Raw genomic sequence first — 14,136 nt, 5'->3', positions numbered from 1 at the left:
GTCATGGTCTCGCATGTACTGCACCCTATGAATCGGGTGTGACAGCGACCCTTTCCTGACCAGAGATCGCTTCCGGGGGCCGAATTCCCGGCCCGGAGCGACCCTTTCGTGACCAGAGATTCCCTCGTTGTGCCCGCGGAGGGTCAGGGGCGGAGGGCGGCGAGGACGCGGGAGGGGGTGAGCGGGAAGGTGTCGAACCAGACGCCGGTGGCGTCGTGGACGGCGGCGATCACGGCCGGGGCATAGGTGATGTAGGGCATCTCGGCGACGCCGCGGGCGCCCCAGGGGCCAACCGGGTCGCCGAGCTCGAGGATCACCGCTTCGACCTCGGTCGGGATGTCGCCGATGCCGGGGATCAGGTACTGGGACAGCCGAGGATTGCGGATCCGGCCGTCGGTGACGACGAGGTTCTCGCTGATCACGTAGCCGTGGGCCTGCACGACGGCCCCCTCGATCTGGCCGCGCAGCAGCGCCGGATTGATGACCCGGCCGACGTCGTGCGCGGAGACCACCCGGTCGACCCGGATGTGACCGGTCCCGGTGTCCACGGACACGTCGGCCGACATCGCCATGTAGCCGTACGAGAAGTTGGGCTGGCCCTCGCCGGTGACCGGATCGAGGGTCTCCGTCGGGGGCGGCGTGTAGCGGAACCGCCCGACCGCAGGCCGCTCACCGTCCTGCCATGCCTTCTCCGCCTCCTCGACCGCGCCGAGGACGGAGTTCCCCGCCATGAAGGTGAGCCGACTCGCGGACGCCGAGCCGGCGTCGCCCGAGGTCGCCGTGTCCGAGAAGTGGCCGCGCACCTGTTCCAGGTCCACGCCGGATGCGTCGGCGGTCATCTGCAGGATCGCCTGGTGGTTGCCCTGGCCGACCTCGGCACCTCCGTGGAACACGTCGACCGTCGCGGGCCGCTCGTCCTCCGCATCGCCGTGGAAGTGCACCTCGGCCTCGCACCGCTCCGGGAAGCCGAACGAGAAGCCGACGTTCTTCATGCCGACGGCGAATCCCCGACCGCGCCGGATGGCGGTCCCGGGCGCCGGGAGTGACGCGACCGACCGCAGCGGCGCGGCCTCGACCGGCGGACCATCACTCGGTGCCCGCGCCGCGCACGCCTCGATCACGTCGGGCAGTCCGACGCCGGCCGGCAGCGGCACCTGGGTGATCCCGATGTCGCCTTCGCGGAGCATGTTGCGGCGCCGCAGTTCGATCGGGTCCATGTCGAGGATCGCGGCGAGCTTGTTCATCTGGGTCTCCGCGACGAACGCACCCTGGGGTCCACCGAATCCCCGGAACGCACCGCCCGGCACCGAGGTGGTGTAGACGGCACGACTGTTGATGCGCGCGTTCGGCACGACGTAGGCGCCCGCCACGGAGAGGTGGGCGTTCCCGAGCACCTTGTTGGACGTGTAGTTGTAGGCCCCGGCGTCGAGCCAGACGTCCGCCTCGACCGCGGTGATGCGGCCGTCGTTCGTGGCGCCGAGCCGCGCTTCGATCACCGCACGATGGCGCTTGTGATGGCCGACGATCGACTCCTCACGGGACCAGGAACAGTGCACCGGCCGGTCGATGCCGAGCGATCGGAGCTTGCGCACGGCGAGGGCGATCACGATCTGGAGGCTCATGTCCTCCTTGCCGCCGAAGGCGCCGCCGATCGCGGCGTAGATGACCCGGACCCGGTCGTCGGGCACGTCGAGGGCGTGGGCGATCTGCTCGCGGTCCTCGTGGGTCCATTGGCCGGAGGTCTCGACGGTGATGCGTCCCTCGTCGTCGACCCACCCGGTCGCGGCCTCGACCTGGAGGTAGGCGTGTTCCTGGTGGGGCAGCCCGTAGGTGCCCTCGACGATGACGTCCGCGGCGGCCCATCCCGCCTCGATGTCGCCCTTGCGGATGGGCAGTTCGTAGTAGACGTTCGACGGCACCCGACCGTCGTGGACGAGGACCTCGTCCGTGCGGGCGGATTCGACGTCGGGGGCGAGGGGCAGCTCGTCCCACTCGGCCCGGATCGCCGCCGCGCCTGCGTCGGCCGCCGCCCGGGTCTCCGCGACGACCACCGCGAGATGGTCCGCCTCCCACCGGCTCACGTCGCAGGGCACGTCCGAACGGCCCGTGTGGTCGACACCGATGAGCACCGGCTGGTCGAACATGGTGAGCCCGTACTCGTTCACCGGCACGTCCGCGGCCGTCACCACCGCCACGACACCTTCGGTCGCCTCCGCCGCCGACACGTCCAGCGCCACGAGCCGGGCGTGGGGCTGATTCGTGAACACGACGACCGCGTGCAGGGCGTCGGGCGGCACCCGATCCGCCGGGTAGGTCGCCGCGCCGGTGACCTTGGACGCCGCGTCGAAACGGACCGACGATTCGCCGACGCCGCCCGCGCTCACGAGGACCTTCCGGCCACGCGCACGGCGGTGGCGATCGGGTAGTAGCCGGTACACCGGCAGAGGTTGCCGGCGAGCCCGAGCTCGATCTGCTCGTCGGTGGGCGCCGCGACCTCGTCCAGTAGCGCCGATCCCGCGACGAGGAACCCGGGGATGCAGAACCCGCACTGGACCGCGAACTCGTCGACGAACGCCGACTGGAGCGCCGAGAGCCGCTCGCCCTCGGCGAGATCCTCGACCGTGCGCACGTCGCTGCCGTCCGCCTGCGCGGCGGGGACGAGGCAGCTCATCACCGCGGCGCCGTCCATGCGCACGGTGCAGGCACCGCACTCGCCCTCGGCGCAGCCTTCCTTGGCCCCGCGTACGGGCGGCGACAGTTCGTCGCGCAGCCAGTCGAGCAGCGTGGTGCCGGCTGCGCCCGCCCCGACCGCGAGCCGACCGTCGACGAGGACTTCGATCGGCGTGCCGTCGGTGACTTCATCACGGAGGGGCGAGGTGACCGGCGTGCGGGCACCGAGCAGCGGTGGATCCGGCGGCCAGTGGGCCCCGGCCTGTCCGCCGGCGATCGCCGCCAGGGCGCGTGCGATCAGCGTCTCGGTGACGGCTCGTCGGTAGTCGGCCGTCGCCCGCACGTCGTCGATCGGCTCGATCCCGGCCGCCACCGCGGCGGCTGCGGCGGCGATGGCGGCGGAGTCCAGCCGCGTGCCGACGAGGGTGTCGCGGAAGGCATCGCTCAGCACGACCGTCGGCGCCACCGACCCGAGCGCGAGCCGCGCCTGCGTCACCGTCCCACCGTCGCGGGTGACGACCATGGCCGCGTGCACGACAGAGATCGCCTGCGCCTTACGGAGCCCGAGCTTGACCCAGATCCCGGTCTGGTCGGCGGTGAGTTTGGGCACGTGGATCGCCGTGATCAGCTCGCCGGGTTCGCAGACCGTCGAGCGGAACCCGGTGAAGAAGTCGGCGACCGCCACCTCGCGCTCGGCCACGGCGTCACGGGCGAGCCGGGAGAGCACCACGGATGCATCGAGCGCCATCAGCGCGCTGATCGAGTCGTTCGCGGGACTCGCCGTGGCGAGGTTCCCGGCGATCGTCGCCCGATTCCGGAGCTGCGGCGACCCGATCTCGAGGCAGGCCTGCGCGAGCGGCAGAGCATGGCGAACGAACCGGGGATCGCCGACGATCTGATTGTGGGTGACGCCACCGCCGAGCACGAACGCGGTGTCGGTCTCGGCGATGTCGTGGGCGTCGGCGACGGCGCTGAGGTCGACGAGCGTGACCGCGGGGCCCGGCGTGCGGGCCAGGTCCAGCACGAGATCGGTACCGCCCGCGACCGGGCGAGCCCCGGGGTTGTCGCGCAGCGCCGCCAGCGCGGCGGGCCAGTCGACGGGACGGAGGACGCGCTCGATGCGGGCCCCGGGCCGTTGCACGTGGTGGAGCTCGCCGATGACCGTCATCGCCCTATTCTCGCTCCACTCCGGTGAACAGGACAGCCACCCTCGTTCCCGGGGGCGGCGGCGATGTCATGAGGCCCGCCAGGCCGGCCGTCCCGGTGGCCGACACGCGCACGCCGGCGGCCAGACCGAGCTCGTGGGCCCGCATCACGGTCGCCTCGTCGGCGACGATCGGCTCGCCCCCCGTCTCCACGGTGCGGCGCAGTAGCGGCAGCCAGTCATAGGTGATGTCGTCGAGGATCCCGGATGCCTCACTGGCGGGATCGGCCCACGGCCACATGAACGCCTCCGGCGCCGCCGCGGCCGCGTCGAAGTCGAACTCGGGAGCGAGCCGATCCCACGCCCGCCGCAACGGCGCGCATCCGGCCGCCTGCACCGGATGGAGCGGGACCGCGCCGAGACCGAGCGACGTCGCGGTGGCCAGCGCTCCGCCACCGACCTGCACGTAGATCCCTTCGAGACCGTCGACCTGGTCGGCCAGCTCCCACCCGATGGTGCGGCCGCCGTCGAAGGTCGATGGCGTGTCGGTGCCCTGCACGCTGAACGGGCGGGCCCCCGCGGCGACCTCCTCGCCGAAGCGGAGATAGCACGGATCGCCCGCCTCGCCTTCCCGGCGCTCACAGACCCGCAGGTCCGCCCCCTGCGCGGCGAGCGTCTCGACCACCGGCGGATCGGCCCACGTCGGCACGAACACGGCGAGCTCGCGGCCCATTGCCCGGGCGATGACCGACGCGCCGAGCGCCGCGTTGCCGCAGCTCGCGATCGCCAGCCGCTCGGGCGGCGGCGCGCCGAGCGCCTCGTCCACCAGCATGCGGAGCGCGACGCCGAACAGGTGCCGCGCCTTGTGCGAGCCGCCGACATTGTCGACCTCGATCTTCACGTGGAGGTCGACGTCGAGCCCGGCTGCCGCCGCGAGCGCGGGCATCGCCTCCGTCGGGGTGACCCGGAACCCGTGGCCGTCGACCTCGGCGACCGCGGCATCGAGCCGTTCGACCGTCTCGACGAACCACCCGTCGCTCAGCCCGCCGGCGAGCGCGGCGCCATGGCTGTCGAGCCGGTCGCGGTAGCGGAGGAACGGATTGTCCGACATGACGGCGCGGCGTCAGCCGTGCGAGGCGCCGGTGGCGGCGTTGAACTCGACGATCATCTCGTCCCAGGCGTCCGGGAGCGACCGCAGGCCCCGCCAGAAGGACTGGTCGCGCCGCGCCTCGAAATCGGCGATCTCCACGCCGAGCTGCTCGACCCAGGTGAAGTAGCCGAGGTTGAACACCCGGTTGCGATGGACCTCGTCCATCTCGATGGCGTGGGTCGTCTCGACGTTGCCGAGGTGTTCGTCGAAGACCGCGCCGGCTTCGGCATCGTCGAACCCGCCGGCGAAGTGGGTGGACATCACCTTCTCGCGCTCGGAGTTGTACAACTCCGAGCCGTCGGTGGCGACGGTGACGACGACGTCCTCCGCGCCGAGTCCCCATTGCTTGGCGGTCGTGATCGCGGCCAGGGCGTTGCAGATCGACGAGTAGCCCATGTGGGTGAGGACCGTGGCGAGCGCCGGGTCGACGCCGCGCTGCTCCAGCACCCGCAGGCCGGCCGGGGTGTTGAAGAGCACGTCGAGCTCATCGGTCGATCGGTCCGACACACCCACGATCAGGTCGGTGTTCATCACGTTGTGGATCAGCGGGATGTGCTTGTCGCCGATGCCCTGGATGTTGTGGTCGCCGAAGCCGTTGTAGAGCATCGTCGGCACCTCGAGCGCCTCCACCGCGACGATCCGGGCGCCGTGCTCGTCCTTCAGGTAGTCACCGGCCCCGAGCGTGCCGGCGGAGCCGGAGGCGGAGACGAAGGCGGCGAGCTTGCCCGGCCGATCGGCGGTCACGTGCTGGAACACGCGCTCGAGCGACGGGCCGGTCACCGCGTAGTGCCCCATGTGGTTCGAGAACTCGCTGAACTGGTTGAGGATGACGTTCGTCGGGTCCTGTTCGAGGCGCATGCACTCGTCGTAGATCTCCCGGACGTTGGCCTCTGTGCCCGGCGTGCGGATGACGTCGTCGGGATGGTCGATCCAGCGGTCGAGCCACTCGAAACGCTCCCGACTCATCCCCTCGGGAAGCACCGCCACACCCCGACAACCCATGATCCTCGAGATCGCGATGCCACCCCGTGCGTAGTTGCCGGTGGACGGCCAGATGGCCCGGTCCGCGGTCGGGTCGAAGCGGCCGGTCACGAGGCGGGCGACCAGGCAGGCGTAGGCCGCGAGCACCTTGTGGGCCCCGATCATCGGGAACCGGTTGCCGAACGCGAGCACGATGCGAGCGTCGACTCCGGTCATCTCCGGCGGGAGCTCGACATGGTCGGGCACCCCGATCGGACCCGAGCCGTCCAGGGCGTTGTGCCAGTGCACCCGGAACAGGTTGCGGGGATCCGCCGAGTTCTTGTCGACCCCCTCCAGCGAATCCGTGATCGCGGTGGGGATCGTCGAGGGGTCGCGCAGCTGGGCGAAGGTCGGCAGGACGATGTTGTTCTCCCGAAAGCGCGTGATCGCGTTGTCGTAGGCGGCGCGGCCGTCGTCGGCGAAGTCGCCGAAGATCGCAAGACCAGTCATCAGAGTTGCTCCAGTTTCGTGAAGAGACGTTGTGCGGCCTCCGCCGCCTTGGCCCGGATCTCCGCGCCGTCGACACGGGTGGCGGCGCCGTCGGCGAACACCACCTCACCGTCGATCTCGACGCGTGTCGGCGACACCCCCGGGCTGTAGGCCAGGCGCCAGGGATCCATGGGCTCGTAGTTCCAGGTGACCCGGTCGTCGCGGGCCTCGGGCATCAGCGACCAGCCCGGCTCCAGCCACGCCCAGACGTCGTCGGGCGTGGTGGTGACGTCGTGCTCGCGGGCCTTGACGAAGGCGACGCGGAACTCGTCGAGCATGTCGGCCCCGATGCCGTCGGTGCCGAGGCCGGTCGGGTTCGCGAACCGGGTCGGGCGGGCATAGCCGACCGCGTTGTTCATGTTGGATCGCGGGTTGTGCACGATCGTTCCGGGCAGCCCGTGGTCGTCCGGCAGGTGGACGCCGTGGACGAGCCACCAGTCGTCGCGGGCATGGGGCCGCAACCGCTCCCAGGTGTCGCGGTCGCCCTCGGCCACGTGGACGTGGACACCCACGCCGTGACGGAGGGCGATCTCGGCCGCGGCCGCGAGGGTGTCGTCCTCGCAGGTGAACGCGGCGTGGAGGCCGACCATGCCCCGACCACCGGCGGCCAGGAACCGGTCGTTCTCGGCGAGCCCCGCGGCCGCGCCGGCGGCGCCGTGGCGGTCGGTCACGCCGTATGCCGTGTTCACGCGCACCCCGAGCTCGGCGCACGCGTCGGCGATGACGCTCAGCGAGCCGTCGATCGCGTTCGGCGACTCGTGGTGGTCGATGATCGCCGTGCAGCCCCGCTCGAGTGCTTCGAGCGCGCCGAGCCTGGCCGACCACTCGATCGTGTCGAGGTCGAGCGCACGATCGAGACGCCACCACACCAGCTCGAGGATCTCGAGGAACCCGGTGGGCGTGCGGGGCGGGGCGGGCATCCCCCTCGCCAGGGCGGAGTAGAGGTGGTGATGCGCGCAGACGAGGCCGGGCGTCTGGTTCAGCTCCACGACCCCACCCATGAGGCGGCGTTCTCCCGGTTCGCCTCGTTGACGAGTGGGAGTTCGTTGCGCCACTCCCCGTCCCGTGCGTGCATCGCCGCGGCCACCGCGCCGGCGGTGGGGACGAGACCGATCTCGCCGACTCCCTTGATGCCGTAGGGCGCGTTCGGCTGGGGCGCCTCGACGAGGATGACGTCCACGGGCGGCATGTCCTTCGGCCGGATGATGTCGAGGCTGCGCAGGGTGTCGTTCCTCGGCCGACCGTCGTCGTCGCAGGGGAACCCCTCGCTCAGCGCATAGCCGAGGCCCATGTGCACCGCCCCCTCGATCTGGCCCTCGCACAGCAACGGGTTGACGGCGCGACCGACATCGTGGGCGGCGACCACGTTCTCGACCACACCCGTCTCGGGATCCATCACCACGAGCTGCGCGGCGTAGCCGAAGGTCGAGTGGATGATCGGGTTCTCGACCCCGTCGTTCATCGAGTTGGTCCAGTCGACCCGGTACTCGCCCTCGTAGTCGACGCCGACCTTGCAGCCGTCGGCCATCGCGATGCGACACGCATCGGCGACCGATCCGGCACCCATCAGCGTGCCGCGACTGCCGGTGGTCTGCCCGGCGCCGAGCTCGCGGGTCGAGTCGACGATGACCACGACGTCCTCGGCGGCGACGCCGAGTTCCTCGACCGCGACCTGGAGCGCGACGGTGTGGACGCCCTGGCCCATCTCCGTCCAGCAGTGCCGCACCTCGACGATGTTCCTTCCATCGGGGCCGTCGGGCCGGAAGTGCACGACCGCCCTGGCGATCTCCTTGAAGCCGTTGCCGAGACCCGAGTTCTTGAGCCCGAGGCCGACCCCGACCGCCTTGCCGGCCGCCACGGCCTCCTCGTACGGCACCTTCACCGCGTCGAGACACGCCTGCGCGCCGAGGCAACCGTCGTCCATGATCTGGCCGGGCCCCCACACGACACCGGGTGAGATGACGTTGCGATTGCGGATCTCCCAACCCGAGATGCCGACCTTTTCGGCCAGCCGGTCCATCACGCCCTCCATGGCGAACTGCGCCTGGTTGGCCCCGAACCCGCGGAAGGCGCCACACACCGAGTTGTTCGTGCGGGCCGCGATGGCTTCGCAGTCGATGTTCGGCACGACGTAGGGGCCGCTGGCGTGGCCCGCCGCCCGCTCCAGCACCTTCATGCCGACCGACGCGTACGGGCCCGAGTCGCCGACCATGCGGATCCGCAGCGCCGTCAACCGACCCTCGTCGTCGCAGCCCGCCTCGTAGTGCATCCGGATCGGGTGGCGCTTGGTGTGGACGAGGAAGGACTCCTCACGCGAGAACGTGATCTTCACCGGCCGTCCGAGGAGCCACGCGGCGAGCGCCGTCTGGGCCTGATTCGACATGTCCTCCTTGCCGCCGAACGCGCCACCGTTGCTGACCAGCTCGGTGACGATCCGGTCGGTCGAGACGTCGAGCATGCGGGCGATGTCGTTGCGGTCGTCCCAGATGCCCTGTCCGCCGGAGAAGACCATGAGCCGGTCGAAGTCGACGGGCTCACCGTTGGTGCCGCCGGCGGTCAGGGGCAACGGCTCACCCGCGGGGACCGGCACGGCGAGGGTGGACTCCGGTTCGAGGAACGCGTGGTCGATGCGCTGGGTCTGGAAGGTCTCGCGCACGACGTGGGCGGCCGAGTCCAGTGCGGCGTCGGCGTCTCCCCGGTTGTAGGTGGAGGTGGAGAGGATGTTGCCGTCCAGCTCCCAGACCGCGTCCTCCGCGCCGGGCGCGATGGCTTCGATTGGGTTCACGATCGGCGGGCGGACGTCGTACCGCACGTCGATCAGCTGGGCGGCGCGACGCGCGGTCGGCCGATCCGCCGCGACCACCACGGCGAGGACGTCGCCGAGATAGCTGGTGCGGCCGCCGACGGGGATGAAGACCGGCCAGTCCTTGTGGATCAGACCGGCGCGGAGCTCACCGGGCACGTCGGCGCCGGTGAAGACCGCCTCGACGCCCGGCACCGCTTCGGCCGCGCTGGTGTCGATCGCGAGGATGTCGGCTCGGGCATGGTCGGTGAGACGCACCGCGCCATGGAGGAGGCCCGACGGCTGCATGTCGTCGATGAAGGGGCGATCCCCCATCGACAGTTCGGCGGCCTCGTACTTCACGCCGCGACTGCCGACGCCCTTCGGGGCGATCGCCACGGGGATCTCGTCGGCCGCGAGCGCCTCGACCGCGTCGAGGATCTTCGTGTAGCCGGTGCACCGACACAGGTGGGCGCCCAGGAGGCGGGCCGCGCCGTCGCGGGTGAGTTCACTGCCCTTCTTGTCGAGCATCGCCTTCGTGCGGACGACGATGCCCGGCGTGCAGAAGCCGCACTGGAGCGCGCCGTGGGCGGCGAACGCGGCAGCCATCCGGTCCCGTTCGCCGGCGTCGATGCCCTCCAGGGTGACGACCTCGGCGCCCTCGGTCTTCTCCATCGACGTCTGACACGACACGCGGGCCTTGCCGTCGACCAGCACCGTGCAGCAACCGCACTGGCCCGAGGGCGAACAACCGTCCTTGGGCGACAGCACACCCAGCTCGTCACGCAACGCGGCGAGCAGGTGCTCGTGGTCGGCGGAAGCTTCGGTTGCCGCGCCGTTGAGGTTGAACGTGGTCATGGCGACTCCTCGGGGGGCGGGACGGGCCCGCGCTGCGTGGTGATGGCGGTGTAGGTCTCGGGTCGGCGGTAGCGCTCGAACTGGAACAGGGTTTCCTTGTAGTTCCGGGTGAGGTCCAGGTCGATGTCGGCCACGGCGAGCTCGTCGCCGTTGTGCGCGGTCAGCGCGATGACGCGGCCGGTCGGCGCGATGATGCAGCTGTCGGCCAGCGACTCGACCCCCTCCTCGTTGCCGCCCTTGGCGACCCCGACCACGAAGCAGCCGTTCTGATAGGCGCCCGCCTGCATCACGAGGTGGCTGTGGAACGACTGCAGCATGTCCTGACTCGGGTCGGGGGCATAGTGCATCGGCGTGTTGTAGCCGATCAGGATCAGCTCGGCGCCGCCCAGGGCCAGGCAGCGATAGGTCTCCGGCCAACGGCGATCGTTGCAGATCGCCATGCCGACGACGCCACCGAACGCCCGCCAGGTCGGGAAGTCGTCTCCCGCCTCGAAGTAGCGCCGCTCGAGGTGCTGGAACTCACGCCAGGGCTCGTGCTCGGCATGGCCCGGGAGGTGGACCTTGCGGTACTTGCCCACGATCGAACCGTCGCGTTCGACGAGGATCTGCGTGTTGTAGCGATGGCCGTCCGGCGTGAGCTCGGCGTAGCCGAGGCAGAAGCCGACGCCGCGCTCGGCCGCGACGTCGAAGAGCCGCTGGGTCTCGGGCCCGGGCATCTCGGTCTCGTAGAAGTCGTCGAGCTCGAGGTCGTCCTCGTCCTCGACGTACCAGCGGGGGAAGAACGTGGTGAGCGCGAGCTCGGGGTAGACAACGAGATCGACGCCGCCGGTCGCGGCCTGTTCGAGCAGCGCGATCAGTCGGTCGACCACGGCCGCCCGCGGTTCGTGGCGCCCCACCGGGCCGACCTGGGCCGCGGCCACGCGGAGAATCCGGCCTTCGTTCTCGACCAGCGGGCCGTCGGCGGCCCTCTCGACGTCCGTCACTCGGTGACCTCCTGGAGCGGCAGCCCCTGTTCGCTGGCGAGGAGTTGCTGCACGAGCGAGACGGTCTCGTCGTCGGCGCGGGCGTCGACCACCGTGCCCCGCTCGTCGAGCAGGAAGCCCTGGCCGTCACGACCGGCGAACACCGCCGGGTCGGTGTAGAGCTTCGGCTTGATCTGGGCCGGGTCACCCTCCTCGGGGCAGAAGACCATGCAGTTGCCGCACTCGTTGCACAGCTCGGCGAGCACGAGGTACTGCTGACGGTCCGGCATCCCCTCGAGGCTCTTGATGTTGAAGAACGCGTCGTTGGGACACACCGTGATGCAGAAGTTGCAGGCGACACAGCCCCACATCTCGAGCTCGTGGTCGACGGCGCGGGGCAGCTTCTCGTTGCTGGTGAAGTGGTACGGCTCGCGTCCCTCACCGCGCAGCGACGCAACGTACTCGCGGATGACGGAGCCGTGGCCCGCCGCCTCGGCCGCGGCCTGCCGCCCGGCCCGATAGGTGGCGAGATCCGTGGCGCCGGCGTCCGCGACCGCGGCGGTGAGCACCTTCAGCATCGGGGCCATGCGCCCGTAACCGCCGGGCTTGAGCAGGTCCGAGCAGATCGTCGCCGGGTTGAGACCGGTGGCCAGCGTGTCGGCGAGGTTGTCCTTGGTGACGCCGGCGCTGAACGACACCATCACGTCGCCGTCGTGACCCGGGATCATGAACGTGTGGGGCAGCGCCGCCGCCAGCCGGTCGAGCAGGCTCGTGGAGATGACGTGGAGCGGCGCGCCGGAGAGGTACATCGTGTCGTCCGGCATGAAGCCACGGGTGTTGTCGACGACCAGCGTGTTGGTCAGCTTGATGCCGAACGTGCGCCCGCGGTCCTTGGCGTACTGGTTGAGTTCGCCGATGAGCTCGATGCCCCGCTCGAACTGGAGGTCCTCGGCGAAGGCGGATTCCTTCACGCTCACCGTGTCGTAACCGAGTTCGTCGTTCACGATGCCGGCGACCGTCTCGTAGCCCAGCAGCGTGGGATTGAGCTTCACGATCACGTCGAGCCCGTGCTCGTCGATCAGGTGCTTCGTGATCGACTCGATCTCCTCGGGCGGGCAGCCGTGGAACGTCGACAGGGTGAGCGTGTCCGAGATGACGGGGTCGAAGTCGAGGTCGCGGAACTCGGCGAACGAGCCCTGGATCTGGGGCCGGAGCGCCTCGATCGCCGCCGACGCGTCGTGCATGCCCCGGATGAACGCGGCGACCTTCTCGGTCGTGATGCCGGCGAGGTCGTAGCCGACCGACATGTCGAACACGTGGGCGCCGGGATCGCCGACGAACTCCCGCAGCGGCTCCCAGCGGCGCAGCATCTCCAGCGTCACCCACGCCTTCACGTACTCCTCGAGGCTCGCCGGCACCTCGAGTTCCTGGCTCCACTCGATGTTGTAGCCGATGGTCTGCATGTCGATGCAGGGCCGACCGATCTCCAGGTCGTCCATCACCTGCACCGTCTTCAGCTCGAACAGTCGGCCGCCGCCGAGCCACGCGAGGACGATGTTCTGCGCCATCTGACTGTGGGGACCGGCGGCGGGACCGATCGGCGACTCGCACCGGCGGCCGAGGAACTCGAACGACAGGTCGATGTCGGGATCGGGGCGCCAGATCCGGGCGTTCGGGAGGTCGAAGATCTTCTTGCGGCTCGCCCACTCGTGCTCGATGCGGCCCAGCAGGGCGGCGAGCGACATCGGGGTGAGTGGGGGCGTTGCCTCAGCCATCGGCGTTCCCTTCGTCGGCGCTCGCGAGCGAGAGCATCACATGGAGGAGGACGTCCGCGCCCGCCTCGAGGTCCGCGGGGCTGGTGTACTCGGCGGGGTTGTGACTCAGCCCGTCCTTGCTCGGCGTGAAGATCATCGCGGTCGGGCACACGCGGGCGAGCATCTGGGCGTCGTGCCCTGCGCCCGACGGCATGCGACGAACGGTGTGACCGAGCGACGACGCCGCCCGCGCCACCAGGTCCACGACGGTCGGCTCGAAGATGACCGGCCCGAAGCGGGCGAGCGTGCGGGTCTCCACGGTGCAGTGCTCCGCCGCCGCGGCCTCGGCGACGAACGCGGCCAGTTCGGCCTCGGCCTTCTGGAGAACGCCCTCGTCGGTGTTGCGCAGATCGACGGTGAGCGTGGCCGACGCCGGCACCACGTTCACGAGGTTGGGCGCGAAGTCGAGGGCACCCACGGTGGCCACCTGGGGATGCCCGAAACGGTCGGCGAGTTCGCGGGCGAAGGCGACGACGCGGGCGGCGACGAGCCCGGGGTCGCGACGCAACGCGATCGGGGTGGTGCCCGCATGGTTCGACTGGCCGGTGATGGTCAGCTCCTGCCAGCTGATGCCCTGCACGCTCTCGACCGCGCCGATGGTGATGCCCTCGGCCTCGAGCACCGGACCCTGCTCCACGTGCAGCTCCACGAACGCATGCGGCGCGCGACCCGGCAGCGGCGCGGCGCCGGCGTAGCCGATCCGCTCGAGCTCGGCCCCGACCTGCGCGCCGTCGATGCCTTCGATGTCGAGTGCCTCCTCGAGCGGCATCCCGCCGACGTAGACGAGGCTGCCGAGCATGTCCGGCGGGAAGCGGGCGCCTTCCTCGTCGGTGAAGAACGCGACGGCGAGGGGGCGCTGAGGCGTGATCCCGGCGGCCTGCACGGTCTCGATCACCTCCAGCCCGGCGAGCACGCCGAGGTTGCCGTCGTAGCGGCCTCCCGTGCGCACCGTGTCGATGTGGGAGCCGCACATCACGGGAGGGCCGTCGGTTGCGCCGGCCATGGTGGCGACCACGTTGCCGATGCCGTCGACCGCGACATCGAGGCCCAGGTCGCGCATCCAGGTGACGACGAGGTCGCGGCCGGCCTTGTCCTCGTCGGTGAGGGCGAGCCGGGCGCAGCCCTCGGTGCCCTCGATCGCGCCGATCTCCGCGAGCGCGGCCAGGCGACCGACGAGGCGGTCGATGTCGACGCGGAGGTCGGCGGTGGGCGCGGGCATCACACGACGGTACCAGACGGCCTTTACA

Annotated in this window: 9 protein-coding genes; all 9 read right to left on the bottom strand. The window is 70.6% G+C overall.

What is annotated here, in order from left to right:
* Window positions 1–143: 143 nt before the first annotated feature.
* From R8F63_21575 to R8F63_21535, 9 genes are read right to left on the bottom strand one after another with little or no spacing between them, the layout of a single operon-like run.
* The gene (locus tag R8F63_21575; protein MDW3221206.1) at window positions 144–2,384 is read right to left on the bottom strand and encodes a xanthine dehydrogenase family protein molybdopterin-binding subunit; all 2,241 of its coding nucleotides are present in this window, start codon (window positions 2,382–2,384) and stop codon (window positions 144–146) included.
* On the bottom strand, window positions 2,381–3,838 hold the full coding sequence (locus tag R8F63_21570) for an FAD binding domain-containing protein (protein ID MDW3221205.1): 1,458 nt from the start codon (window positions 3,836–3,838) through the stop codon (window positions 2,381–2,383). Before R8F63_21570 ends, R8F63_21575 begins: the two co-directional genes overlap by 4 nt.
* 4 nt (window positions 3,839–3,842) lie before the next feature.
* Complete coding sequence (locus R8F63_21565; GenBank protein MDW3221204.1) at window positions 3,843–4,925, bottom strand: PLP-dependent lyase/thiolase; 1,083 nt, start codon at window positions 4,923–4,925, stop codon at window positions 3,843–3,845.
* 12 nt (window positions 4,926–4,937) lie between these two features.
* Window positions 4,938–6,434, bottom strand: a complete 1,497-nt coding sequence (locus tag R8F63_21560) for a pyridoxal-phosphate dependent enzyme (protein MDW3221203.1) — start codon at window positions 6,432–6,434, stop codon at window positions 4,938–4,940.
* Window positions 6,434–7,474, bottom strand: a complete 1,041-nt coding sequence (locus R8F63_21555; protein ID MDW3221202.1) for an amidohydrolase family protein — start codon at window positions 7,472–7,474, stop codon at window positions 6,434–6,436. The genes R8F63_21560 and R8F63_21555 overlap by 1 nt, the downstream gene beginning before the upstream one ends.
* Window positions 7,453–10,113 carry a molybdopterin cofactor-binding domain-containing protein gene (locus R8F63_21550; GenBank protein ID MDW3221201.1) on the bottom strand — a complete coding sequence of 887 codons (2,661 nt, stop codon included), beginning with the start codon at window positions 10,111–10,113 and terminating at the stop codon, window positions 7,453–7,455. Before R8F63_21550 ends, R8F63_21555 begins: the two co-directional genes overlap by 22 nt.
* Complete coding sequence (locus R8F63_21545; GenBank protein MDW3221200.1) at window positions 10,110–11,096, bottom strand: N-carbamoyl-D-amino-acid hydrolase; 987 nt, start codon at window positions 11,094–11,096, stop codon at window positions 10,110–10,112. The genes R8F63_21550 and R8F63_21545 overlap by 4 nt, the downstream gene beginning before the upstream one ends.
* Window positions 11,093–12,850: a hypothetical protein gene (locus R8F63_21540; GenBank protein ID MDW3221199.1), complete on the bottom strand. Its 1,758-nt coding sequence runs from the start codon at window positions 12,848–12,850 to the stop codon at window positions 11,093–11,095. The genes R8F63_21545 and R8F63_21540 overlap by 4 nt, the downstream gene beginning before the upstream one ends.
* On the bottom strand, window positions 12,843–14,108 hold the full coding sequence (locus R8F63_21535) for a M20 family metallo-hydrolase (GenBank protein ID MDW3221198.1): 1,266 nt from the start codon (window positions 14,106–14,108) through the stop codon (window positions 12,843–12,845). Before R8F63_21535 ends, R8F63_21540 begins: the two co-directional genes overlap by 8 nt.
* Between the last annotated feature and the right edge of the window lie 28 nt (window positions 14,109–14,136).

The organism is Acidimicrobiales bacterium (genome assembly GCA_033344915.1).
Taxonomy (GTDB): Bacteria; Actinomycetota; Acidimicrobiia; order Acidimicrobiales; family Aldehydirespiratoraceae; genus JAJRXC01.
This window is presented reverse-complemented; position numbering and strand designations above follow the sequence as displayed.